The organism is Nocardioides coralli (genome assembly GCF_019880385.1).
GTDB classification, from domain to species: Bacteria; Actinomycetota; Actinomycetes; order Propionibacteriales; family Nocardioidaceae; genus Nocardioides; species Nocardioides coralli.
Window position 1 is genome coordinate 1,338,683 of sequence record NZ_CP082273.1, and the last position, 23,685, is coordinate 1,362,367.

A 23,685-nucleotide genomic window follows, 5' to 3' on the forward strand; every position below is an offset into this window, starting at 1 on the left:
TCTGGGGTGTGGTGGTGTGTGTGTGGAGACAAGCTGTGAAGGGCACATGGTGGATGCCTTGGCATCGAGAGCCGATGAAGGACGTTGGAGCCTGCGATAAGCCCTGGGGAGTTGGCAACCGAGCTGTGATCCGGGGGTGTCCGAATGGGGAAACCCAGCACGAGTCATGTCGTGTTACCCGCGCCTGAATGCATAGGGCGTGTGGAGGGAACGCCGGGAAGTGAAACATCTCAGTACCGGTAGGAAGAGAAAACAATTGTGATTCCGAGAGTAGTGGCGAGCGAAATCGGATGAGGCTAAACCTCATGCATGTGATACCCGGCAGGGGTTGTGTGTGGGGGGTCGTGGGAGCGTTCGTGAGGGGTCTGCCGGCCCCTCGGGCAGTGATAAAACGCGTCGTGAAGGTGAGGTCCCTTGGAAGGGGGCGCCGGAGAGGGTGAGAGCCCCGTAACCGTAAGCGTGCGTCTGTGGAGCGTTTTCCCAAGTAACACGGAACTCCTGAAATTCCGTGTGAATCTGGCGGGACCACCCGTTAAGCCTAAATACTCCTCGATGACCGATAGCGGACCAGTACCGTGAGGGAAAGGTGAAAAGTACCCCTGGCGGGGAGTGAAATAGTACCTGAAACCATGTGCCTACAATCCGTCAGAGCCTTGCCTTCGGGTGGGGTGATGGCGTGCCTTTTGAAGAATGAGCCTGCGAGTTTGCGGTGTGTTGCGAGGTTAACCCGTGTGGGGTAGCCGTAGCGAAAGCGAGTCCGAACAGGGCGTTTCAGTAGCGCGCTCAAGACCCGAAGCGGAGTGATCTATCCATGGGCAGGTTGAAGCGTCGGTAAGACGACGTGGAGGACCGAACCCACTTAGGTTGAAAACTGAGGGGATGACCTGTGGATAGGGGTGAAAGGCCAATCAAACTCCGTGATAGCTGGTTCTCCCCGAAATGCATTTAGGTGCAGCGTTGTGTGTTTCTTGCCGGAGGTAGAGCACTGGATAGCCGATGGGCCCGACCAGGTTACTGACGTTAGCCAAACTCCGAATGCCGGTAAGTGAGAGCGCAGCAGTGAGACGGCGGGGGATAAGCTTCGTCGTCGAGAGGGAAACAGCCCAGACCATCAGCTAAGGCCCCTAAGCGGTGACTAAGTGGAAAAGGATGTGGAGTCGCAGTGACAACCAGGAGGTTGGCTTGGAAGCAGCCACCCTTGAAAGAGTGCGTAATAGCTCACTGGTCAAGTGATTCCGCGCCGACAATGTAGCGGGGCTCAAGTCATCCGCCGAAGCTATGGCATTCACGCGTAAGCCAAGCCGCCCTTTCGTGGGGTTGGTTCAGGTGTGTGGATGGGTAGGGGAGCGTCGTGTCGCGTGGGAAGTCCCGGAGTGATCCAGGGGTGGATGCGGCACGAGTGAGAATGCAGGCATGAGTAGCGAATCACGGGTGAGAAACCCGTGCGCCGAATGATCAAGGGTTCCAGGGTCAAGCTAATCTGCCCTGGGTAAGTCGGGACCTAAGGCGAGGCCGACAGGCGTAGTCGATGGACAACGGGTTGATATTCCCGTACCGGCAACGTAGCGACCCTGACGAGGCCGGTGATGCTAACCACCCGAAACCCCGGGTATGTCGGCCTTCGGGCCGGTGGCCCGGTGGTGGAGCGTGGGACCCGATCCGGTAGTAGTCAAGCGATGGGGTGACGCAGGAAGGTAGCCCAACCACGGCGATGGTTGTCCGTGGCCAAGCATGTAGGACGAGACCTAGGCAAATCCGGGTCTCTCACTTTGATGTGGAGTCTGAGATGTGATGGGGAGCCACTTCTGGTGAAGTGGGTGATCCTATGCTGTCGAGAAAAACCTCTAGCGAGCTATGCGCCGCCCGTACCCCAAACCGACTCAGGTGATCAGGTAGAGAATACCAAGGCGATCGAGAGAACCATGGTTAAGGAACTCGGCAAAATGCCCCCGTAACTTCGGGAGAAGGGGGACCCGAACCGTCAACCCACTAGCTGGGGGAAGCGGGGAGGGTCGCAGAGACCAGGCCCAAGCGACTGTTTACTAAAAACACAGGTCCGTGCGAAGTTGTAAGACGATGTATACGGACTGACTCCTGCCCGGTGCTGGAAGGTTAAGAGGACGAGTCAACCACTTCGGTGGTGAAGCTCAGAATTTAAGCCCCAGTAAACGGCGGTGGTAACTATAACCATCCTAAGGTAGCGAAATTCCTTGTCGGGTAAGTTCCGACCTGCACGAATGGAGTAACGACTTGGGCGCTGTCTCAACCATGGACTCGGCGAAATTGCACTACGAGTAAAGATGCTCGTTACGCGCGGCAGGACGGAAAGACCCCGGGACCTTTACTATAGTTTGGTATTGGTGTTTGGTTCGGCTTGTGTAGGATAGGTGGGAGACTGTGAAACCTTCACGCCAGTGGAGGTGGAGTCAACGTTGAAATACCACTCTGGTCGTACTAGATGTCTAACCTGGGACCATGATCTGGTTCAGGGACAGTGCCTGATGGGTAGTTTAACTGGGGCGGTTGCCTCCCAAAGAGTAACGGAGGCGCTCAAAGGTTCCCTCAGCCTGGTTGGCAATCAGGTGGCGAGTGTAAGTGCACAAGGGAGCTTGACTGTGAGACAGACATGTCGAGCAGGGACGAAAGTCGGAACTAGTGATCCGGCCACGGCATGTGGAAGCGTGGTCGCTCAACGGATAAAAGGTACCCCGGGGATAACAGGCTGATCTTCCCCAAGAGTCCATATCGACGGGATGGTTTGGCACCTCGATGTCGGCTCGTCGCATCCTGGGGCTGGAGTAGGTCCCAAGGGTTGGGCTGTTCGCCCATTAAAGCGGCACGCGAGCTGGGTTTAGAACGTCGTGAGACAGTTCGGTCCCTATCCGCCGCGCGCGTAGGAAACTTGAGAAAGGCTGTCCCTAGTACGAGAGGACCGGGATGGACGAACCTCTGGTGTGCCAGTTGTCCCGCCAGGGGCACGGCTGGTTAGCTACGTTCGGAAGTGATAACCGCTGAATGCATCTAAGCGGGAAGCACGTTTCAAGATGAGGTTTCCCACCCCCACGAGGGGTTAAGGCCCCCACCAGAACAGTGGGTCGATAGGCCGGAGGTGTACAGCAGCAATGCCCAGCCGACCGGTACTAATAGGCCGAGGGCTTGTCCCACACCCACACGACCACACCCCCACCACCCGGGGAACACGGTCACGGTGTGCACGACACCCACAGACACACAAAGAGCACTGCTCCGCGTCCACTAACCAGATCCCAACCAACACACCCACCACACACGAGTGTGTGGCAGGGAACAGTTGGAAATAGAGTTACGGCGGCCATAGCGAACGGGAAACACCCGGACCCATCCCGAACCCGGAAGTTAAGCCGTTCAGCGCCGATGGTACTGCACCCGAGAGGCTGTGGGAGAGTAGGACGCCGCCGGACATACCCTTGGTGGAGGCCATCCGTTCGCGGATGGCCTCCACGGCATTTCGCGGCCGTCACCACCGGCCAGGATGAGGAGAGCGCGACGTGGCAGAGCAGTCAGGAGGTCGTCGGCCGCAGCGGGGCGACCGTGACCGCCAGCAACGAGGAAACCGCGACGGCCAGGGCTCGCGGGGGGACCGCGACCGACAGGCTCCGCGGGGGGACAGGCGGGGCGACAAGCGGGGCGGCGGCGGCCGACCGCCGCGGTCCGGCGACTGGAAGCGACCGGCCGACAAGCAGACGCCGCGCACCGAGCAGCAGGCACGCTACGACGGCCCCCCCATCCCGGAGGAGATCACCGGCGGGGAGCTCGACCGGTCGGTGTCGGCGCAGCTGAAGGGACTCCCCGAGAAGCTCGCCGCCCGCGTGGCCCGTCACCTCGCCGCGGCGGGGCTGCTCATCGACAGCGACCCCGAGACCGCCTACCAGCACACGTTGGCGGCGCGGGCCCGCGCGGCGCGCCTGGCCGTCGTGCGTGAGGCGACGGGGGAGGCGGCCTACGCGGCCGGGCACTACGCGGAGGCGCTCAGCGAGCTCCGGGCGGCGAAGCGGATGAACGGTGCGACGGCGTACCTGCCGATGATGGCGGATTGCCATCGGGCACTGGGCAAGCCCGACCAGGCGTTGAAGCTCGCACGGACGCCCAGCGTGGCCAACTTCCCGCCCGAGGCGAAGGCCGAGATGACGATCGTCGAGGCCGGCGCCCGCCGTGATCTCGGGCAGCTCGACGCGGCGCTGCGCACCCTCGAGCAGGCGCCCCTGAACTCCAAGAACCGTGCGCCGTGGGTGGTGCGCCTGCGCTACGCCTACGCCGACACGCTGGAGGAGGCCGGCCGGACGACCGAGGCGCTCGAGTGGTTCCACCGCACCCACGCCATCGACAGTGACGAGATCACCGACGCGGAGCAGCGCGCGGCGTCCCTCGAGTCCCCCGAGCGGCCCGAGTCGCCGGCCTGAGCAGCCCGCCTGCCTGGCAGCCGCCTCACCTGCGGATTCGCTGGAAAACACCCGCCTCATGCGTCACAATGGGCGCGACAACTACACAGGTGTGACTCACCGTGAGGTTCCCTCACTCCGTCCGAGACCGCTGGGGAAGGCGCATCTCGCGCCGGAGATGAAGGAGGACACGGTGAACGCACGCACCACCACTGCCACGCGGGGCGTCCTGTACGTCCACTCCGCGCCGTCTGCACTGTGCCCGCACATCGAGTGGGCGGTGGGCGGCGTCCTCGGCGTTGCCGTGAACATCGACTGGACCCCGCAGCCCGCCCAGCCCGGTACCTACCGGGCCGAGCTGTCGTGGAGCGGTTCGACGGGCTCCGCGGCCGCCATCGCCTCGGCGCTGCGTGGGTGGAACCACCTCCGGTTCGAGGTCACCGAGGAGCCCACCGCGCACACCGAGGGTTCCCGCTACTCCTTCACCCCCGACCTCGGTGTCTTCCACGCGGTCACCGGGCTGCACGGCGACATCATGATCCCCGAGGACCGGATCAAGGCAGCCGTGGTCAAGGCCGCGCTCGGCGACACCACGCTCGTGCTCGAGATCGACAAGCTGCTCGGCAAGCCCTGGGACGACGAGCTCGAGACGTTCCGCCACGCCGGCGACGGGGCGCCGGTCCGCTGGCTCCACCAGGTGGTGTGAGGGAGGTCAGCGCGGAGCGCTGAGCCGGAACTTCGCGGGCTTGACCCACTTGACGGTCGGCCCCTGCGGCGGGGTGAGGGGGTTGTGGTCGTCGGGGCCGTGGATCGACAGCTTGCCGCGGATGGTGAAACGGCCCGGGCGCGTCGACTGGTGGCACACCTCGTACTTGCCCTTGCCGCGCTTGCGGTGGATGTCGGAGTCCTTCGCGACCGTCCCGAGGCCCTCGCCGCCCGGGCCGCGCAGGAAGAACTCCGCGACCCAGTCGTCGTTGCCCGGACGGACCCGGTACCGGAAGCGGTAGAGGTGACAGCCGGGCTCGAGGACACCGTCGCCGCGCCACACGCGGCCGTAGTCGGCGTCCCAAGCGGCGGCAGGAGCGGCGACGAGCAGGCCACTCCCGAGGACGAGGGTGACCAGGATGCGTACGAGAAGCATGCAGACCTCCACCCTGCACAACGGGTGGGGCCCGCTCTCGTTACGAGACGCTGGGTCTAGAGGGGGATGTTGCCGTGCGCCCCGCGGCGTACGCCGACGCTCTGGACCGCGTCGTCGATCGCCTGGGCGATCGCTGACCGGGTGCGGGTGGGCTCCACGACCTCGTCCACGACACCGATCTCCACAGCACGGTCGACGCCGCCGGCGATCCGCTCGTGCTCCGTCGCGAGCTCGGCCTCGATCTGCGGGCGCACGTCGGGGGAGACCTCGGCGAGCTTGCGGCGGTGGAGGATGCGGATGGCGGCGACCGCTCCCATCACGGCGACCTCGGCGCCGGGCCACGCCAGCACCCGGGTCGCCCCGAGCGAGCGTGCGTTCATGGCGATGTAGGCACCGCCGTAGGTCTTCCGCGTCACCAGGGTCACGCGCGGGACCACGCACTCGCCGAAGGCGTGGAGCAGCTTGGCGCCGCGACGGACCACGCCGTCCCACTCCTGGCCCACGCCCGGGAGGTAGCCCGGCACGTCGACCACGACGACGAGTGGCACGCCGAAGGCGTCGCACATGCGCACGAAGCGGGAGGCCTTCTCCGCCGAGAGGGAGTCGAGGCAGCCACCGAGGCGCAGCGGGTTGTTGGCCACCACGCCGACCGTGCGGCCGCCGAAGCGGCCGAGGGCGGTCACGATGTTGGGCGCCCAGCGGGCGTGGAGCTCCTGCATGGTGCCCTCGTCGAGCAGCGACTCGACCAGCGGGTGGACGTCGTAGGCGCGCTTCTTGGACTCCGGCAGCAGGTCGGCGAGGTCGCGGTCCTCGACGCCGGCGGTGTCGAGGCTCCCCTGGGAGCCGAGCAGGGTGGCGACGGTGCGCGCCCGCTGCAGGGCCTCCTGCTCGGACTCGGTGAGGATGTGGACCACACCGGACCGGCGGCCGTGGGGCTCGGGACCCCCGAGACGCAGCATGTCGACGTCCTCGCCGGTGACCGACCGGACCACGTCGGGTCCGGTGACGAAGATCCGGCCGTCGGGGCCGAGGATGACCACGTCGGTGAGTGCGGGCCCGTAGGCGGCACCGCCGGCTGCGGGGCCGAGCACGACCGAGACCTGGGGGATCCGGCCGGAGGCCTGGGTCATGATGTGGAAGATCCGGCCGACGGCGTGCAGCGACAGCACACCCTCGGCGAGCCGGGCGCCGCCGGAGTGCCAGAGGCCGATGATCGGGACGCCGTCGGTCATCGCGCGGTGGTAGGCGTCCACGACCACCCGGCAGCCGACGTCACCCATCGCTCCGCCCATGACGGTGGCGTCGGAGCAGAAGGCCACGACCCGGGTCCCGTCGACGTACCCGACCGCCGCGAGCATGCCGGAGTCGTCGTCGGGCGTGATCAGCTCCATGGTCCCGTCGTCGAGCAGCGCCCGCAACCGGTGGACCGGGTTGCGGGGGTCCTCCTCACGGGGGAGCTTCGCCGGCTTCGCCGGGGCCTGGCTGGTCGTCATCAGGCGCTCCGGAAGGCGAGCGCCACGTTGTGGCCGCCGAACCCGAAGGAGTTGTTGAGGGCCGCCACGTCGCCGGCGGGCAGGTCGCGCCGCTTGTCGGCCAGGTCGAGCCCGACGTCCTCGGGGTCGTCGAGGTTGATGGTCGGCGGGACCGTGCGGTGGTGGACCGCGAGGATCGTCGCCACCGACTCCAGGGCGCCGGCGGCGCCGAGGAGGTGTCCCGTCATCGACTTGGTGCTGGTGAGGATCGCCGCGGGCGAGTCGCCGAGCACCGCGCGGATGGCGCCCGCCTCCGCCACGTCGCCCTGCGGGGTCGAGGTGGCGTGGGCGTTGATGTGGAGCACGTCGGACGGCGCCAGGTCAGAGTCCTCCAGGGCTCGGGCCATCGCTCGGGCGGCACCCTGCCCGGCCGGGTCCGGCTGGGCGATGTCGTGGGAGTCGGCGGTGATGCCGGCTCCCGCCGCTTCGGCGTAGACCCGGGCGCCTCGTGCCTCGGCGTGCGCCGCGGACTCGAGCACGACCGCTGCCGAGCCCTCGCCGAGCACGAAGCCGTCGCGACCCTTGTCCCAGGGCCGCGAGGCGGCCTCGGGGTCGTCGTTGCGCTTGGAGAGGGCCATCATCTGGCCGAACGCCGCGATCGGCAGCGCGTGCACCGCCGCCTCGGTTCCCCCGCACACCACGACGTCGGCACGGCCGAGCCGGATCATGTCGATGCCGAGCGAGATCGCCTCGTTGCCGGAGGCGCACGCGGACACCGGCGTGTGGACACCGGCCTTCGCGCCGAGCGCCAGCCCCACGTTGGCGGCGGGGGAGTTGGGCATGAGCATCGGGATCGCCAGCGGCGAGACCCGGCGCGGGCCCTTCTCCTTCAGCGCGTCGTAGTTGGTGAGCAGGGTCAGGACCCCACCGATCCCGGAGGCCATCGCCACCCCGAGCCGCTCGGGCTCGAGGTCGGCATCGGCGAGACCGGAGTCCCGCCACGCCTCGTCGGCCGCGATCATGGCGAACTGTGCCGAACGGTCGAGACGGCGTGCCTTGACGCGGTCGAGGACCTCGCTGGGCTCGACCGCGACCTCGGCCGCGATCCGGGCGCCCAGCTGCTCGGCCCAGTCGTGGTCGAGGGTGGCGACCCCGGACTGCCCTGCGAGCAGGGCCGACCAGGTGGTGGGCACGTCGCCACCGACGGGCGAGGTGGCGCCCAGGCCGGTGACGACGACGCGCGTGGCAGACATGCGACTCCTCGGGGTGTGGTGGGGTGGGCCGACCGGTGGGTCAGCCCTGGGCGCGCTCGATGTAGGCGACGGCGTCGCCGACGGTCTTGAGGTTCTTGACCTCGTCGTCGGGGATGGTCACGCCGAACTTCTCCTCGGCCGCCACGACGACCTCGACCATGGACAGCGAGTCGACGTCGAGGTCGTCCACGAACGACTTGTCGAGCTGCACGTCCTCGGTGTCGACTCCGGCGACCTCGTTGACGATCTCGGCCAGGTCCGCGCGGATGTCTTCGGTGGTGGGCATGTGTCTGTGTCCTCTCCTCTGTGGGGGTGGTTGCGGGGTGGTGCTAGGGAACTGTGACGACCTGTGCGGCGTAGGCCAGGCCGGCGCCGAAGGCGATGAGCAGGGCGACGTCGCCGCTCTGGGCCTCGCCCTCCTCGACCATCCGGTGCAGGGCGAGCGGGATGGACGCCGCCGAGGTGTTGCCCTGCTCGGCGATGTCGCGGGCGATCCGCACCGACTCGGGCAGCTTCATGGAGCGGGCCATCGCGTCGATGATCCGCATGTTGGCCTGGTGGGGGACGAAGAGGTCGAGGTCCTCCACGGCGATCCCCGCCCGGTCGAGTGCCTGCTGGCCGACCTTGGCCATCGCGAAGCTCGCCCAGCGGAACACCGGATTGCCCAGCATCACCAGGTGGGGCATCACGCCGCTGCCCGGCACGGCCGGGGTGCCGACGACGTCGCGCCAGTCCTCCTTCTGCCGGATCAGGTCGAACTGCTCGCCGTCGGAGCCCCACACCACCGGGCCGATGCCGGGGGTCTCGCTGGGTCCGACCACGGCGGCACCCGCACCGTCGGCGAAGATGAACGCGGTGCCGCGGTCGTGGAGGTCGGTGATGTCGCTCAGGCGCTCGACCCCGATGACCAGCACGTGACCGGCGCTGCCGCCGCGGACCATGTCGGCGGCCAGGGAGACGCCGTGGCAGAACCCGGCGCACGCCGCGGAGATGTCGAAGGCGGCGGCGTTCTCGGTGCCGAGCTCGTGGGCGATCGCGGTGGCGATGGCCGGTGTCTGCAGCAGGTGGGTGACGGTGGCGACGACGACGCAGTCGATCTGCGCCGGGGCGATCCCGGCCTGCTCGATGGCCTCGCGCGCGGCGCCGACCGACATGACCTGGACGGTCTCGTCGGGCGCGGCCCAGCGCCGCTGCTTGATGCCGGAGCGCTGCTGGATCCACTCGTCACTGGAGTCGATCGCCTCGATGACGGCGGAGTTGGGCACGACGCGGGAGGGGCGGTAGGCGCCGATCCCGAGGATCGTCGCGTGCGGCGCACCGGTGGCAGGACTGATCGCGGCCATCAGGCAGCTCCCTCCGGGTGGAGCCGGAGCAGCGGTTGCCCCGGTGAGACCAGGTCGCCGTCCTCGACGAGCCACTCCACGACCTGTCCGCCGTGGGCGGCGACGATGTCGGTCGTGTCGCGCAGGCTGGCGACGTCGCCGATGGTGGTGCCGGGCGGCAGCATCTCGGCGTCGGCCACGTCCTCGGCGCGGTGGAAGGTGCCCTTGGCCGGCGAGACGACCATGCGCCAGGTCGGCGTGGTGTCGATGGGGGAGGCCTCACCGTGCTTCTGCACGAAGGCGCGGGCGTCGTCGAGCTGGTCGGGCGTCTTGAGGGCGAACGTCTCGACCCCCTTGAGCGCCCGCTTGGCGATGCCGGTGAGGGTCCCGGCGGGGGGCATCTCGAGGATGCCGGTGACCCCGGCGTCGGCCATGGTCTCCATGCAGAGGTCCCATCGGACGGGGTTGGCGATCTGGCCGACGATGCGGGCCAGGACGTCGCGGCCGTCGTGGACGACCTGGCCGTCGCGGTTGGAGATGACCGGCGTGCGGGGGTCGTGGACCGACACGGAGCGGGCCAGGTGGGACAGGTGGCCGACGGCCGGGGCCATGTGCTCGGTGTGGAAGGCGCCGGCGACGCTCAGCGGGATCAGGCGGGCCTTGGCGGGGGCGTCGTCGGCCAGCGCGGCCAGCTGGGCCTCCGTGCCGGCGGCGACGATCTGGCCGGGGCCGTTGTCGTTGGCCGGCGTCAGGCCATGGCGTTCGAGTGCGGCCAGCACCTCGTCGCGGTCGCCGCCGAGCACGGCGGTCATGCCGGTCGGGGTGACCGCGGCGGCCTCGGCCATCGCCCTGCCGCGCTCGCGCACCAGGACCATCGCCTGCTCCGCGGTGATCACCCGGGCGCCCGCGGCCGCGGTGAGCTCGCCGACGCTGTGGCCGGCCACGGCGCCGATGAGGGAGAACGCGTCGGCGGGGTGCGGGAAGAGCTCCAGCGCCGCCACCAGACCCGTGGCGACCAGCAGCGGCTGGGCCACCTGGGTGTCGCGGATGGTCTCGGCGTCGGCCTCCGTGCCGTAGTGCACGAGGTCGAGGCCCGCGACCGTGGAGAGCCACTCCATGCGGGACGCGAACGTCGCGTCCTCGAGCCAGGGGGTGAGGAAGCCGGGGGTCTGGGCGCCCTGCCCGGGCGCGACGATCACGAGCACGACACCAACTCTGCCGGGACGAGGGCTCCGGTCGCGCCTTCGGCGCCCACGAATCCGGTGGCCGGTTCTTTGTAGGGTTCCTACAAGGTGTCGTTGCGTCCGGATTGCCGGCCCAGGACCAGCGCGATGCGCAGCGCGAAGGCGTCGCGCGGGTCTCCGGGGTCGAGGTGGGTCAGCTCGGTGACCTGCTTGAGCCGGTAGCGGACCGTGTTGGGGTGGACGAACAGCGCGCGGCCGGTGGCCTCCAGCGCGGACCCGTTGGCGAGGTAGGCGCTGAGTGTCTCGATCAGTGCACTGCGGGCGTGGAGCAGCGGGACGTAGACCTCGTCGACCAGGTGGCGGCGAGCGTGGCCGTCGCCCGCCAGCACCCGCTCCGGCAGCAGCTCGTCACTGCGGACGGGGCGGGGTGCGTCGGGCCAGCCGCCGGCCGCGCGGTAGGCCGACATCCCCGCGCGGGCGGAGACGTGGGCGTGCTCGAGGCCGTCGGTGACCGGGCCGACCACGACGGGACCCTCGCCGAAGAGGTCGGCCACCGACCCCGCCGCCCGTGAGGCGTCGGACACCCCGCCCAGCACGACCACCAGCCGCTCACCCTGCGTGGCGCACAGCGCGTCCATGCCGGCGGCGCGGGCCACCCGGCGTACCTCGGCGAAGACGTCGGTCTCGGTACGCCGGGCGGGGGCCCGGCCGAGCACGACGGCCACGTCGCCGTGGGCCGACCAGCCGAGTGCGCTCGCGCGCGACATCACCGCCTCGTCGGCCTCGCCGCGGAGCACCGAGTCGACCACGAGGGCCTCCAGCCGCGCGTCCCAGGCCCCGCGCAGCTCGGCGGCCCGCGCGTAGACCTCGGCGGTCGCGAAGGCCACCTCGCGGGCGTAGCGCAGGACGGCGGCGTGCACGTCGGGGGCGTCGACCGGGTCGATGATGTCGTCGATGTTGTGCTCCACCACCGTGAGCGAGAGCTTCACCAGCTCGACGGTCTGCTGCAGCGAGATCACCCCGGTCAGGGCCCGCGGAGCAGCACCGAAGACCGCGGCGGCGAGGTCGCTCCCGGCCGGCACGGGCTCGCCGGTGTGGGAGTACCAGTCGACGAAGCCCTTGATGCCCGCCTGCACGATCAGCCCCACCCACGACCGGTGCTCGGCCGGCAGCTCGCGGAACCACGGCAGGTCCGACTCCATCCGCGCGGTGGCGGCGGTGCTCAGGGAACCCGTGGCCCGCAGCAGTGCCGAGGCAGCGCGGTCGCGACGGGGCCCCGTGGAGGCGGGTTGGGCGGACACGGGTCGAGGCTAGTGGAGCGTGCGATCGTCACGAAACGATCAAGGTCCCGTGAATCAGGGGTTTCGCGGTCCCCAACAGTGGACATGTCTGATTGACTCCGCAACAACCCCCAGGGAGGCGGCACACGTGGCACAGTCCCGGTACGAGGTCGAGTACCTCACCGTCCACGGTCACCGGCGCGCGTTCGTCCGGACCGGGAAGGGCCCGGTGGTGCTGCTGCTCCACGGCCTCGGGTGCGACCACACCACCTGGGAACCGGTGATCGAGGCGCTCGCCCGCCGCTACACCGTCATCGCCCCGGACCTGCTCGGCCACGGGCTGTCCGACAAGCCGCGCGCCGACTACAGCGTCGGCGGCTATGCCAACGGCATGCGCGACCTGCTCACGGTGCTCGGCATCGACCGGGTCACGGTGGTCGGCCACAGCTTCGGCGGCGGCGTGGCGATGCAGTTCGCCTACCAGTACCCCGAGCGCACCGAGCGGCTGATCCTGGTCGCCTCCGGAGGGTTGGGACCGGAGGTGACGCCGTTGATCCGCGCGATCACCACGCCCGGGTTCCACCCTGCGATGAGGGTGCTGACGCTGCCCGGCGTGCGCCACGCCGGCATGATCGGGCTCCGCAACCTCTCCCGGCTGCCCTCGAAGTACACCCGTGACCTCGACGAGGTCGCCGAGATCTACGACTCCTTCAAGGACCCGGCGGCGCGGCACGCCATCCGCCACGTGGTCAAGGCGGTCGTCGACTGGCGGGGGCAGGTGGTCACCATGGCCGACCGCGCCTACCTGACCCAGGAGATGCCGATGGCGGTGATCTGGGGCGAGGACGACCAGGTCATCCCCGTGAGCCACGCCGCCCTGGCCTCACGCCTGGCTCCCGAGGCGCGGGTCGAGGTGCTGCCCAACGCGGGCCACTTCCCCCACCGCGACCACCCGCAGCGCTTCGCCAAGGTGGTGCACGAGTTCATCCGGTCCACACCGCCGGCGACCTACAACCGGGGCCGGTTCCGGACGCTGCTGCGCGCGGGTCAGCGGATCGAGCGCAAGGCCAGCGTCACCAGCATCACGCCCGCCTGAACCACGCTCAGGCGTCGCCGCCCTCCTGCTTGACACCCGCGACCGCGGTCGGGTCGTCGATGCGGTACTTCGCGAACGCCTCGGCCACCTTCTCGCGCGGCACCTCGCCGGCGTCGGCGAGCGCCTGCAGCGCCTTGACCACGACCGACTGCGCGTCGATGTGGAAGTAGCGGCGCGCCGCGGGACGGGTGTCGGCGAAGCCGAAGCCGTCGGCTCCCAGCACCCGGTAGTCGGCGGGGACCCAGCGCGCAATCTGCAGGGGCACGGCGGACATGTAGTCCGACACGGCCAGCACCGGCCCGCCGGCGTCGCGGAGCTTGTCGGTGACGTAGGGGGTGCGCTGCTCCTCGTCGGGGTTGAGCAGGCTCCACTCCTCGGCGGCCACGGCGTCGCGGGCCAGCTCGTTCCAGGAGGTCACCGACCAGGTGTCGGCGACCACGCCCCACTCCTCCCGGAGCAGCCGGGCAGCCTCCTCGGCCCACGGGTAGCCGACGCCGGAGGCGAGCAGCTGCACCCGTGGCCCGTCGCCGTCACCGGTCGAGACCTTGTGGAGGCCCCGCAGGATGCCGTCGACGTCGACGTCGTCGGGCTCCGCTGGCTGCTTCACCGGCTCGTTGTAGACGGTGAGGTAGAAGATCACGTCCTCGGGGTCCGAGCCGTACATCCGCTCCAGGCCCGAGCGCATGATGTGGCTGACCTCGTAGGCGAACGCCGGGTCGTAGTGGACGACGGCCGGGTTGGTGGTGGCCAGCAGCGGCGAGTGGCCGTCGGCGTGCTGGAGGCCCTCACCGGTCAGCGTGGTCCGCCCGGCCGTGGCGCCGATGAGGAAGCCCCGTGCCAGCTGGTCGGCCATCGCCCAGATCGAGTCGCCGGTCCGCTGGAAGCCGAACATCGAGTAGAAGATGTAGAAGGGAATCATCGGCTCGCCGTGGGTGGAGTACGACGAGCCGGCCGCGGTCGCCGAGGCCATGGAGCCGGCCTCGGAGATGCCCTCGTGGAGCATCTGGCCCTGCGCGGACTCCTTGTAGGCAAGCAACAACTTCCGGTCCACCGACTCGTACTGCTGGCCGCCCGGGTTGTAGACCTTCGCCCCCGGGAACATCGAGTCCATGCCGAAGGTGCGGTACTCGTCGGGCGCGATCGGCACGATCCGCTCACCGATCTCGGGGTCCTTCATCCAGTCCTTGAGCAGCCGCACGACCGCCATGGTCGTCGCCACGGCGTTCTTGCCCGAGCCCTGCTTGAGCTCGGCGTAGACCGCGTCACCCGGCAGCTTCAGCGGGCTCGACCGGTCGACCCGCCGGGGCAGCGAGCCGCCGAGAGTGGCGCGCCGTTCGAGCATGTAGCGGATCTCGGGGGCGTCCTCGCCCGGGTGGAAGAACGGCGCCGCCCCGGTCCGCTCGTAGCTCTCGTCGAGGTCGCGGTCACTGAGCGGGAGGTAGAGCCGGTCGCGGAAGAGCTTGAGGTCGTCGATGGTCAGCTTCTTCATCTGGTGGGTCGCGTTGCGGCCCTCCAGCGCCTCGATCGTCCAGCCCTTGATGGTCTTGGCGAGGATCACCGTCGGCTGTCCGGCGTGCTTGGTGGCGGCGTCGAAGGCCGCGAAGACCTTGCGGTAGTCGTGGCCACCCCGCGGGAGCTTGCGGATCTGGTCGTCGGACATGTGCTCGACCATCGCCCGGAGTCGCGAGTCGGTGCCGAAGAAGTGGTCGCGGATGTAGTCGCCGGTCTCGACGGAGTAGGTCTGGAACTGCCCGTCAGGGGTGTTGTTCATCCGGTTGACCAGGACGCCGTCGACGTCGCGGGCGAGCAGCTCGTCCCACTCGCGGCCCCAGACCACCTTGACGACGTTCCAGCCGGCACCGCGGAACTGCGCCTCGAGCTCCTGGATGATCTTGCCGTTGCCGCGCACCGGACCGTCGAGCTGCTGCAGGTTGCAGTTGACGACGAAGACGAGGTTGTCGAGCTCCTCACGGGCGGCGAGGCCGATCGCGCCGAGCGACTCCGGCTCACCCATCTCCCCGTCGCCGAGGAACGCCCACACCCGCTGGTCCGAGGTGTCCTTGATGCCGCGGTTGTGCAGGTAGCGGTTGAAACGGGCCTGGTAGATCGCGTTGAGCGCCGTCAGCCCCATCGAGACCGTGGGGAACTCCCAGAAGTCCGGCATCAGCCGGGGGTGGGGGTAGGACGGCAGGCCGCGCCCGGGGCCGTGCTGGACCTCCTGGCGGAAGGCGTAGAGCTGGTCCTCGGTGAGCCGGCCCTCGAGGAAGGCGCGGGCGTAGATGCCGGGGGAGCCGTGGCCCTGGATGTAGATCTGGTCGCCGCCGCCGGGGTGGTCCTTGCCGCGGAAGAAGTGGTTGAAGCCGACCTCGTAGAGGCTGGCCGCCGACTGGTACGTCGCGATGTGGCCGCCGACCTCGAGGCCCTTGCGGTTGGCGCTGGAGACCATGACGGCGGCGTTCCAGCGGATGAAGGCCCGGATCCGGCGCTCGATGTCCTCGTCGCCGGGGAACCACGGCTCACGCTCGGGCGGGATCGAGTTGATGTAGTCGGTGCTGCGCAGGGCGGGCACGCCGACCTGCTTCTCGCGGGCCCGCTCGAGCAGCCGCAGCATCAGGTAGCGCGCTCGCCCACGGCCGCGCTCGTCGACGAGGCCGTCGAAGGAGGCCAGCCACTCGGCGGTCTCCTCGGGGTCGATGTCCGGGAGCTGCGTCGGGAGTCCCTCGTGGATCACGGACGCGTGGGGCTGCGAGGCCTCGGACCGGGCGGTGCTGTCGTCGCTGCTCACCCGCTCATCGTTGCATGCGACGCCACGGCGTGAAATCTACCCGTCGGTACCGGCCACGCCCGGTTTCCGGAACGGGTTGCGCCGCTGCCGCAACTCCGCTGGACTACTCACCACGCGACGCCGTCGCGCAGATCCGTGCACCTGTCAGATCGGAGTTGGAACCAGTGAGCTCGACCGCGGGCAGTGATGCCCCGCAGACGGGGGCCCCGGCCGACGGACCGGCCCACCGGCTCGGTCTCAGCAAGGGCATGGTCGTCCAGGAGCTCGGCTGGGACTCCGACACCGACGACGAGCTGCGGATCGCCATCGAGGACGCGATCGACGCCGACATGGTCGACGGCGACTACGGCAACGTGGTCGACGCCGTCGTGCTGTGGTGGCGCGAGGAGGACGGCGACCTCGTCGACGGGCTCGTCGACTCCCTGACCGACCTGGTCGGGGGCGGCGCGATCTGGCTGCTCACCCCGAAGGTGGGTCGGCCCAACGCCGTCGACCCCGCCGACATCGCCGAGGCCGCGCCGATCGCCGGGCTGTCGCAGACGACGACGGCCGCGGTCAGCAAGGACTGGTCGGCCACCCGTCTGGTGACCCCCAAGACCCGGGCGTGAGGGCCGGGGCGTAACGCAACCGCGGCCGGGACGTTCTGACCACACATGCAGCTGCTCACCAACGCCGCCGTGACGCTCCGCGTGCTGGGCGGCTCCGGCGTCGTACGCCCGCTGGGCCCGCGCAAGCTCGCCGGGCTGGGTCGCATCCTCAAGCAGTGGGGCACCGGTCCCGCCGGCGGGTTCGCCACCCTTGCGCTGACCGATCCCGACCGGGTCGGTCTGGTCGACGAGCTCGGTGAGCTCACCTTCGACGAGATCCACCGCCGCGGCAACGCCGTGGCCCGTGGGCTGGCGGAGCTGGGGGTGGGCGAGGGCGACTCGGTCGCGGTGATGTGCCGCAACCACCGGGGGTTCGTCGACGCCACCGTGGGCATCGCCCGGCTCGGCGCCGACATCCTCTACCTCAACACGGCCTTCGCGGGGCCGCAGCTCGCCGACGTGCTCGAGCGCGAGGCGCCCCGCGTGGTCGTCCACGACGAGGAGTTCACCGGCCTGCTCGAGGGTGTCGACGTCGAGCACCGGGTGCTGGGGTGGACCGACTCCGACTCCGACACCGGCTCCGGCACCGGGGAGACGACGCTCGAGCAGCTGCTCGCCGACCACGACGGCGGTGACCTCGACCCGCCGTCACGGCACGCCAGGATCGTGATCCTGACCTCCGGCACGACCGGTACGCCGAAGGGTGCCCCCCGCAACGAGGCCGGGATCGACGCCGCCGTGTCCCTGATGTCGCGGCTGCCCCTGCGCCACGGCTGGCGCACCCACATCGCGGCACCGCTGTTCCACACGTGGGGGTTCGCCCACCTCGCCCTCGGGATGCTGCTGGGCTCCACCGTGGTGCTGCGCCGCAAGTTCGACCCCGAGGAGGCGCTGCGCGCCACCCAGGACGAGCGCTGCGACTCGCTGGTGGTGATCCCGGTGATGCTGCAGCGGATCCTGGGCCTGCCCGAGGACACGCTGCGGGAGTACGACCTCGCGCACGTCAAGGTCGTGGCCGCCTCCGGTTCGGCACTGCCCGGCAACCTGGCGCTGAGCTGGATGGACCACTTCGGTGACCACCTCTACAACATCTACGGCTCCACCGAGGTCGCCTACGCCAGCATCGCGACGCCCGTGGACCTCCGCGAGGCGCCGTCCTCGGCCGGCCGGCCCCCGCACGCCACGGTGGTCCGGATCTTCGACGAGGACGGCCGCCCGCTCCCCGACGGCGAGACCGGCCGGATCTTCGTCGGCAACAGCATGCTGTTCGAGGGCTACACCGGCGGCGGCTCCAAGGACATGATCGACGGCCTCATGTCGACCGGCGACGTCGGCCGGATCGGGGAGGACGGACGGCTCTACGTCGACGGACGCGACGACGAGATGATCGTCTCCGGCGGGGAGAACGTCTTCCCCAAGGAGGTCGAGGACTGCCTGGTCGGGCACGAGGCGGTCGCCGACGCCGCGGCTGTCGGCGTGGACGACGACGACTACGGCAAGCGGCTGCGGGCCTTCGTGGTGGTGCGGGAGGGCTCCGAGGTGAGCGAGGACGCCCTCAAGGAGCACGTGAAGGCCAACCTGGCCCGCTACAAGGTGCCCCGCGAGGTCGTCTTCCTCCCGGAGCTGCCCCGCAACGCGACCGGCAAGGTGCTCAAGCGCGAGCTGGCCGACCACGAGCCGTCGGGGTCCTGAGTCCGGGTCTCCCGGCCGGGTGCGAGGATGGGCCCACCATGACCGGCATCCCCCTCGGTGGCCCAGCGCCTGACTTCACCCTCCGCGACCAGTTCGGCCAGGACGTCACGCTCTCCTCCTTCCGCGGCCGCAAGGCCGTGGCCCTCGTCTTCTTCCCCTTCGCCTTCTCCGGTGTCTGCACCGGGGAGATGGCCGACATCCGCGCTCGGCTGGCCGAGTTCATGACCTTCGACAGCGAGGTGCTCGCCATCTCCTGCGACCCGGTCTACTCGCTGCGCACCTTCGCCGACCAGGACGGCCTGAACTTCCCGCTCCTGTCCGACTTCTGGCCGCACGGCGAGGTGTCGCGCACCTACGGCGTCTTCGAGGAGCACCGGGGCTGCCCCACGCGCTCCTCCTACGTCGTGGACCGCGACGGCCTGCTGCGGTGGTCGGTGCACAACGAGGGACCCGACAAGCGCGACCTCGACGAGCACCTCCGCCAGCTCCACGCCGTCGTGGTCTAGGCCTCGCGGTCCACCGGCGGGAGAATTTTGCGGCAACCCGCGACAGCACCTTGTCCCGGCGTCTACACTCGTAGTTGTTCGAGCCGCTGGTGACCCGAGACGCCAGCGGCTCGACTCATGTCCGGATGATTTCTTCCGGTCGCCCCCCGACCCCGTAGGGTGTGGCCCGCTGTCCTCCCCGGCGTCGGTAGCTCAGCGGTAGAGCACTCGGTTTACACCCGAGCGGTCGGCGGTTCGATCCCGTCCCGACGCACCCCGGACCCCGGCCGTCCAGCCGGTCGACGTACGCCGCCGGCCCGCGGCCAACCCACGGCCAACGCGGGCGCGCCTAGGGTGGGGACCTCTCGGCACACGGAGGTTCCCATGATCGTCCCGTTCAGCATCTCCGACTTCCTCGACCGCGCGCGCACGGTCTACGGCGACCGCGTCGGCGTCATCGACGAGCCGGACCAGCCCGCCGCATCGCTGGGCGAGCTCACCTACCGCGACCTCGACCGGCTCGCGCGCCGCCAGGCGGCCCATCTCGACGAGCTCGGCATCGGGGTCGGCGACAGGGTCGCCGTGGTCTCGCAGAACAGTGCCCGGCTGCTGACGTCGTTCTTCGGCGTCGCCGGCCACGGCCGGGTGCTGGTGCCGGTGAACTTCCGGCTCAAGCCCGACGAGGTGCGCTACATCGTGGAGCACTCCGGCGCCCGGGTCCTCTACGTCGACCCCGAGCTCGACGAGGCGCTGTCCTCGGTCGACGCGGAGCACCGGTTCGTGCTGGGGGAGGACGACCACTTCTTAGCACCCGAGGGCGCCGAGCCCAAGCCCTGGGAGCCCGACGAGAACGCCACCGCGTGCATCAACTACACCTCCGGCACGACCGCGCGGCCCAAGGGCGTCCAGATCACCCACCGCAACATCTGGGTCAACGCCGTCACGTTCGGTCTGCACACCGGCGTGAGCGACCGCGACGTCTACCTCCACACCCTCCCGATGTTCCACGCGAACGGGTGGGGGATGCCGTTTACCATGACCGGCCTCGGGGTGCCGCAGGTCGTCCTCCGCAAGGTGGACGGTGCCGAGATCCTGCGCCGGGTCGAGCAGCACGGGGTCACCGTGATGTGCGCTGCCCCGGCCGTGGCCGCAGCCGTGCTGGAGGCGGCCCAGGACTGGGACGGCGAGATCCCCGGCCGCGACCGGGTGCGCATCATCATGGCCGGCGCCCCGCCGCCCACGCAGACCGTGGTCCGGGTCGAGGAGGAGCTGGGCTGGGAGTTCGTCCAGATCTACGGGCTGACCGAGACCTCGCCGCTGCTCACCGTCAACCGCACCCGGTCGGAGTGGGACGACCTCGCCGCGGAGGAGCGCGCGCAGAAGCTGGTGCGGGCCGGGGCGCCGGCCCTCGGCGTACGCCTGCAGGTCGACGAGTCCGGGGAGGGCACCGGCGAGCTGCTGGCCCGCTCCAACGTGGTGCTCGCGGGCTACTGGGAGCAGCCGGAGGAGAGCGAGCGGTCGCTGGCCGACGGCTGGTTCCACACCGGCGACGGGGCAGTGATCGGCGACGACGGCTACGTGACGATCCAGGACCGCAAGAAGGACGTGATCATCACCGGTGGCGAGAACGTCTCCTCGATCGAGGTGGAGGACACGATCTTCTCCCACCCCGCGGTCGCCGAGGTCGCGGTCATCGGCGTCCCGAGCGAAAAGTGGGGCGAGACGATCAAGGCTCTGGTCGTGACCGCCGAGGACGCCGAGGTCACCGAGGACGAGATCATCGCCTGGTGCAAGGAACGGCTGGCGGGCTACAAGGCGCCCACGTCGGTGGAGTTCCGCGACGTGCTGGCGCGGACCGCGACCGGAAAGCTGCAGAAGTACAAGCTGCGCCAGCAGTACTGGGAGGGCTACGACCGACAGGTCAACTGAGCAGCTCCATGATCCGCTCGTCGTCGTCCCACTCGTCGGTGTCGACGAAGCCGAGACTCGCGAACAGGGTGCGGCTGGCGGTGTTGTCCGGCAGGTAGGACATCCGCACCACACCCGCCTGTTCGCGCAGCTGCTCGAGGAGGAGCTCGACGACCCGCCGGCCCACGCCGCGCCCCTGGTGGGCACGATCGACGACGAGGCCGCCGATCCAGCAGGATCCGTCCTCGTCGTCCACCCCCCACATCACGTGGCCGACCGCGGTGTCGCCCTCGAACGCGCCCAGGTTGTGCCAGGTGTCGCCGTAGATCCCCAGCAACAGGTAGCGGGCTGCCAGGGCGGGCACGAACCGCCGCTGGTCGTCGCGCGGCGCGATGTCGGCGACGGCGCGCCAGTTGTCGCGGGTCACGGGCTCCAGGGTCAGCTCCACGCCGCGCAGGCTACGCCGCGCCAGGCGGTAGCCTCGCGCCATGCCGAGCCTCGAGGACGTCGTCGACCTGGTGCACGGCTGGTACCCGCCGGGGACCGCCGACTCGTGGGACGCGGTCGGCCTGGTGTCGGGCGACCCTGAAGCCGGGGTCTCGAAGGTGCTGTTCGCGGTCGACCCGACCCTCCCGGTGGCCGAGGAAGCCGCGGACTGGGGCGCCGACCTGCTGGTCGTCCACCACCCGCTCTTCCTCAAGCCGGTGCACGGCATCGCGCCCGTGACGCCCAAGGGCCGCACCCTCACCACGCTGCTGCGGGCCGGGTGCGGCCTGCTGACGGCCCACACCAACGCCGACCAGGCCGTCTCGGGGGTCTCCGAGGCGATGGCCCACGCGCTCGGGCTGACCGGGATCGAGCCGCTGCTGCCCGCGCCCACGGTCGCGACCGACAAGCTCACCGTCTTCGTCCCGCGCGCCGACGCCGACCAGCTCCGCGTCGCGCTGGCCGAGGCGGGGGCAGGCCGGATCGGCGACTACGAGCACGCCTCGTTCTCCTCGCTCGGCGAGGGCCGGTTCCGGCCGCTCGACGGCGCCAGCCCGGCGATCGGCGAGGTCGGCAGGATCGAGACCGTCGAGGAGGAGCGGGTCGAGGTGGTGCTGCCGCGCCGGCTGCGCACGCAGGTGGTCGCGGCCCTGCTCGCGGCGCACCCCTACGAGGAGCCGGCCTACGACGTGATCGAGCTCGCCGACCCGGGGCAGGCCCCCACCGGCACCGGCCGCATCGGGACGGTCGAGCCGACGACGCTGGCCGAGTTCGCCTCGACCGTTGCGCGGGCACTGCCGCAGACCGCCGCCGGCGTACGCGTCGCCGGCGACCCCGACCGCCCCGTGCGGCGGGTGGCCCTCTGCGGCGGGGCCGGTGACTTCCTGCTCGACGCGGTCCGCGGCACCGACGCCGACGTCTACGTCACCAGCGACCTGCGCCACCACCCGGCGGCCGAGTTCCGCGAGCACGACGGCCCGGCGCTCGTCGACGTCGCGCACTGGGCGGCGGAGTGGACCTGGCTGCCGGTGGTCTCGGCGCGGCTCGCCGACGAGCTGGGCGATACGGTGGAGACCCGCGTGAGCACCATCAACACCGACCCCTGGCAGTTCCGGATCTAGGAGCAAGACGCTGAAAGCCGACCCCTTCGCCCAACTGAAGCTGCTCGACCTCCAGGAGCTCGACGCGAGGGCCGACCAGCTGCGCCACCAGCGGCGTACCCTCCCCGAGCTGGCCGACATCGAGGCGCAGCAGAAGTCACGTGCCGAGCTCGACGGCCAGCTCGTCGACGCCCAGATGACGGTCGACGACCTCGAGACCGAGCGCGCCAAGATCGACGCCGACGTCGAGCAGGCCCGCGCCCGCAAGACCCGCGACCAGGAGAAGATCGACCAGGGCCTGGTCTCGAACCCCAAGGACCTGCAGCGGATGCTCCACGAGCTCGAGTCGCTCGACCGCCGGATCACCACCCTGGAGGACCAGGAGCTGGAGGTCATGGAGCAGCTCGAGGAGGCCCAGCGCACCCTCGACTCCCTCATGGTCGAGGTGACCGCGACCGACGAGCGCATCGCCTCGCTCACCACCAGCCGCGACGAGAAGACCGCCGCCATCGACACCGACCTCGCCGGTGTCGAGGCCGATCGGGCCCCCACGGTGGACGGGCTCCCCGAGGACCTCCTCAAGCTCTACGACCGGCTGCGCGACCAGAAGGGCGGCATCGGCGCAGCGGCGCTGCGCGCCCGTCAGTGCGGCGGCTGCCGGCTGACCCTCGACGCCGCCGAGCTCGCCACGATCCGGTCGGCGGCCAGCGACGAGGTCATCCGCTGCGAGGAGTGCCAGCGGATCCTGGTCCGCACCGCCGAGAGCGGGCTCTAGGTGGCGCTGCCCGAGCCGTCGCAGCCCACCACGCTGGTGCTGGTCCGGCACGGGGTCACCGCCCACACCACCGAGCGCCGGTTCTCCGGCGGCCTCGCCGGCCACAACCCCGGGCTCTCGGAGGAGGGGCGCGCCCAGGTCAAGGAGACCGCCGAGTGGCTGCTTCCGCTCGCGGGGCAGGTCGGGTCGATGATCAGCTCGCCGGTGCTGCGCACGCGTGAGTCGGCCGACATCGTCGCCGACGTGCTCGGTGTCCCCGTTGTCGAGGACCCGGCCTTCGCCGAGATGGACTTCGGGGTCTGGGAGGGCATGACCTTCGACGAGGTCGCCGAGCACCACCGGTCCGAGCTCGAGGAGTGGCTGGGCCAGCTCGACCGGGTTCCGGGCGGTGGGCTCGGTGAGTCGTTCCGCTCGGTCGAGGAACGCGTTCTCGGCCGGCTGCACCCCGTGCTCGAGGAGCACGAGGGCAACACCCTCGTCGTGGTCAGCCACGTCACGCCGATCAAGGTGATGGTCGCCCATGCGATGGGGGCTCCGCTGGAGGCGCTGTTCCGGATGGAGCTCGCCCCCGCCTCGGTCACCGTGCTCTCCTTCTACCCCCAGCCCGACCGGGCGCCGCACCCGTCACTGCGGATGTTCAACGGGGTGCCGCCGGGACGGCCGGCGTTCCTGGAGCCCCGGCCCTGGTGACCCTCCTCTGA

At 69.9% G+C, this 23,685-nt stretch carries 19 protein-coding genes, 1 tRNA gene and 2 rRNA genes; 13 read left to right on the top strand and 9 right to left on the bottom strand.

The features are described 5' to 3' along the window. The first annotated feature begins 26 nt into the window (after window positions 1–26). From K6T13_RS06550 to K6T13_RS06565, 4 genes are all read left to right on the top strand, one after another. Window positions 27–3,164 (top strand): 23S ribosomal RNA (locus K6T13_RS06550). A 159-nt stretch (window positions 3,165–3,323) separates the two neighbouring features. Next, a 5S ribosomal RNA gene (rrf, locus tag K6T13_RS06555) occupies window positions 3,324–3,440 on the top strand. Window positions 3,441–3,527: 87 nt separating this feature from the next. After that, window positions 3,528–4,439, top strand: coding sequence for a tetratricopeptide repeat protein (locus K6T13_RS06560; protein ID WP_249423969.1), 912 nt, complete (start codon window positions 3,528–3,530; stop codon window positions 4,437–4,439). A 157-nt stretch (window positions 4,440–4,596) separates the two neighbouring features. Continuing rightward, window positions 4,597–5,124 (top strand): DUF3145 domain-containing protein, encoded by a 528-nt coding sequence (locus tag K6T13_RS06565; RefSeq protein WP_222897702.1) that lies wholly within the window; start codon window positions 4,597–4,599, stop codon window positions 5,122–5,124. 6 nt (window positions 5,125–5,130) lie between these two features. Here the strand turns inward: K6T13_RS06565 and K6T13_RS06570 are convergent, their stop codons facing one another. From K6T13_RS06570 to K6T13_RS06600, 7 genes are all read right to left on the bottom strand, one after another. Further along, a complete protein-coding gene (locus K6T13_RS06570; protein ID WP_222897703.1) occupies window positions 5,131–5,559 on the bottom strand; it encodes a hypothetical protein in 429 nt (142 codons plus the stop codon). A 56-nt stretch (window positions 5,560–5,615) separates the two neighbouring features. Further along, window positions 5,616–7,052: an acyl-CoA carboxylase subunit beta gene (locus K6T13_RS06575; protein ID WP_222897704.1), complete on the bottom strand. Its 1,437-nt coding sequence runs from the start codon at window positions 7,050–7,052 to the stop codon at window positions 5,616–5,618. After that, window positions 7,052–8,284, bottom strand: a complete 1,233-nt coding sequence (locus K6T13_RS06580) for a beta-ketoacyl-[acyl-carrier-protein] synthase family protein (RefSeq protein WP_222897705.1) — start codon at window positions 8,282–8,284, stop codon at window positions 7,052–7,054. Before K6T13_RS06580 ends, K6T13_RS06575 begins: the two co-directional genes overlap by 1 nt. A gap of 40 nt (window positions 8,285–8,324) precedes the next feature. Continuing rightward, window positions 8,325–8,570 carry an acyl carrier protein gene (locus K6T13_RS06585; RefSeq protein ID WP_222897706.1) on the bottom strand — a complete coding sequence of 82 codons (246 nt, stop codon included), beginning with the start codon at window positions 8,568–8,570 and terminating at the stop codon, window positions 8,325–8,327. 43 nt (window positions 8,571–8,613) lie between these two features. Beyond that, a complete protein-coding gene (locus K6T13_RS06590) occupies window positions 8,614–9,627 on the bottom strand; it encodes a beta-ketoacyl-ACP synthase III (protein WP_222897707.1) in 1,014 nt (337 codons plus the stop codon). Continuing rightward, window positions 9,627–10,811 (bottom strand): acyltransferase domain-containing protein, encoded by a 1,185-nt coding sequence (locus tag K6T13_RS06595; RefSeq protein ID WP_222897708.1) that lies wholly within the window; start codon window positions 10,809–10,811, stop codon window positions 9,627–9,629. Before K6T13_RS06595 ends, K6T13_RS06590 begins: the two co-directional genes overlap by 1 nt. A gap of 80 nt (window positions 10,812–10,891) precedes the next feature. Continuing rightward, window positions 10,892–12,091 carry a PucR family transcriptional regulator gene (locus K6T13_RS06600; RefSeq protein ID WP_249423971.1) on the bottom strand — a complete coding sequence of 400 codons (1,200 nt, stop codon included), beginning with the start codon at window positions 12,089–12,091 and terminating at the stop codon, window positions 10,892–10,894. A 127-nt stretch (window positions 12,092–12,218) separates the two neighbouring features. On the opposite strand from K6T13_RS06600, the gene K6T13_RS06605 reads away from it, so the two are divergent. Continuing rightward, complete coding sequence (locus K6T13_RS06605; protein ID WP_222897709.1) at window positions 12,219–13,166, top strand: alpha/beta fold hydrolase; 948 nt, start codon at window positions 12,219–12,221, stop codon at window positions 13,164–13,166. Window positions 13,167–13,173: 7 nt separating this feature from the next. On the opposite strand, the gene aceE is transcribed toward K6T13_RS06605, so the two are convergent. Continuing rightward, window positions 13,174–15,951, bottom strand: a complete 2,778-nt coding sequence (aceE, locus tag K6T13_RS06610; RefSeq protein WP_222897710.1) for a pyruvate dehydrogenase (acetyl-transferring), homodimeric type — start codon at window positions 15,949–15,951, stop codon at window positions 13,174–13,176. Between the two features lie 164 nt (window positions 15,952–16,115). Between aceE and K6T13_RS06615 the strand changes: the two genes are divergently transcribed. From K6T13_RS06615 to K6T13_RS06635, 5 genes are all read left to right on the top strand, one after another. Next, window positions 16,116–16,559, top strand: coding sequence for a DUF3052 domain-containing protein (locus K6T13_RS06615; RefSeq protein ID WP_222897711.1), 444 nt, complete (start codon window positions 16,116–16,118; stop codon window positions 16,557–16,559). A 45-nt stretch (window positions 16,560–16,604) separates the two neighbouring features. Next, window positions 16,605–18,230, top strand: coding sequence for an AMP-binding protein (locus K6T13_RS06620; RefSeq protein WP_222897712.1), 1,626 nt, complete (start codon window positions 16,605–16,607; stop codon window positions 18,228–18,230). Window positions 18,231–18,268: 38 nt separating this feature from the next. After that, window positions 18,269–18,736 carry a peroxiredoxin gene (locus K6T13_RS06625; protein WP_222897713.1) on the top strand — a complete coding sequence of 156 codons (468 nt, stop codon included), beginning with the start codon at window positions 18,269–18,271 and terminating at the stop codon, window positions 18,734–18,736. Window positions 18,737–18,917: 181 nt separating this feature from the next. Continuing rightward, window positions 18,918–18,989: transfer RNA gene (locus K6T13_RS06630), tRNA-Val, on the top strand. Between the two features lie 110 nt (window positions 18,990–19,099). After that, entirely contained in the window at window positions 19,100–20,644 is a 1,545-nt protein-coding gene (locus K6T13_RS06635) for an AMP-binding protein (RefSeq protein WP_222897714.1), read from the top strand. Here the strand turns inward: K6T13_RS06635 and K6T13_RS06640 are convergent. Next, window positions 20,637–21,071 carry a GNAT family N-acetyltransferase gene (locus K6T13_RS06640; protein ID WP_222897715.1) on the bottom strand — a complete coding sequence of 145 codons (435 nt, stop codon included), beginning with the start codon at window positions 21,069–21,071 and terminating at the stop codon, window positions 20,637–20,639. The two genes, K6T13_RS06635 and K6T13_RS06640, sit on opposite strands and share 8 nt — an antisense overlap. Before the next feature lie 40 nt (window positions 21,072–21,111). On the opposite strand from K6T13_RS06640, the gene K6T13_RS06645 reads away from it, so the two are divergent. The 3 genes from K6T13_RS06645 to K6T13_RS06655 are packed head-to-tail and all read left to right on the top strand — an operon-like array spanning window position 21,112 to window position 23,674. Next, window positions 21,112–22,230: a Nif3-like dinuclear metal center hexameric protein gene (locus K6T13_RS06645; RefSeq protein ID WP_222897716.1), complete on the top strand. Its 1,119-nt coding sequence runs from the start codon at window positions 21,112–21,114 to the stop codon at window positions 22,228–22,230. Between the two features lie 40 nt (window positions 22,231–22,270). Further along, complete coding sequence (locus K6T13_RS06650) at window positions 22,271–22,984, top strand: zinc ribbon domain-containing protein (RefSeq protein ID WP_430228212.1); 714 nt, start codon at window positions 22,271–22,273, stop codon at window positions 22,982–22,984. Beyond that, a complete protein-coding gene (locus K6T13_RS06655) occupies window positions 22,985–23,674 on the top strand; it encodes a histidine phosphatase family protein (protein ID WP_222897717.1) in 690 nt (229 codons plus the stop codon). Window positions 23,675–23,685 lie beyond the last annotated feature (11 nt).

What these genes read in the sequence shown, in the direction of transcription:
- K6T13_RS06635 (WP_222897714.1), top strand. Translation starts at nt 19,100, where the DNA reads ATGATCGTCCCGTTCAGCATCTCCGACTTCCTCGACCGCGCGCGCACG.
- K6T13_RS06585 (WP_222897706.1), bottom strand. Translation starts at nt 8,570, where the DNA reads ATGCCCACCACCGAAGACATCCGCGCGGACCTGGCCGAGATCGTCAAC.
- K6T13_RS06580 (WP_222897705.1), bottom strand. Translation starts at nt 8,284, where the DNA reads ATGTCTGCCACGCGCGTCGTCGTCACCGGCCTGGGCGCCACCTCGCCC.
- K6T13_RS06645 (WP_222897716.1), top strand. Translation starts at nt 21,112, where the DNA reads ATGCCGAGCCTCGAGGACGTCGTCGACCTGGTGCACGGCTGGTACCCG.
- K6T13_RS06620 (WP_222897712.1), top strand. Translation starts at nt 16,605, where the DNA reads ATGCAGCTGCTCACCAACGCCGCCGTGACGCTCCGCGTGCTGGGCGGC.
- K6T13_RS06575 (WP_222897704.1), bottom strand. Translation starts at nt 7,052, where the DNA reads ATGACGACCAGCCAGGCCCCGGCGAAGCCGGCGAAGCTCCCCCGTGAG.
- K6T13_RS06570 (WP_222897703.1), bottom strand. Translation starts at nt 5,559, where the DNA reads ATGCTTCTCGTACGCATCCTGGTCACCCTCGTCCTCGGGAGTGGCCTG.
- K6T13_RS06565 (WP_222897702.1), top strand. Translation starts at nt 4,597, where the DNA reads ATGAAGGAGGACACGGTGAACGCACGCACCACCACTGCCACGCGGGGC.
- K6T13_RS06590 (WP_222897707.1), bottom strand. Translation starts at nt 9,627, where the DNA reads ATGGCCGCGATCAGTCCTGCCACCGGTGCGCCGCACGCGACGATCCTC.
- K6T13_RS06625 (WP_222897713.1), top strand. Translation starts at nt 18,269, where the DNA reads ATGACCGGCATCCCCCTCGGTGGCCCAGCGCCTGACTTCACCCTCCGC.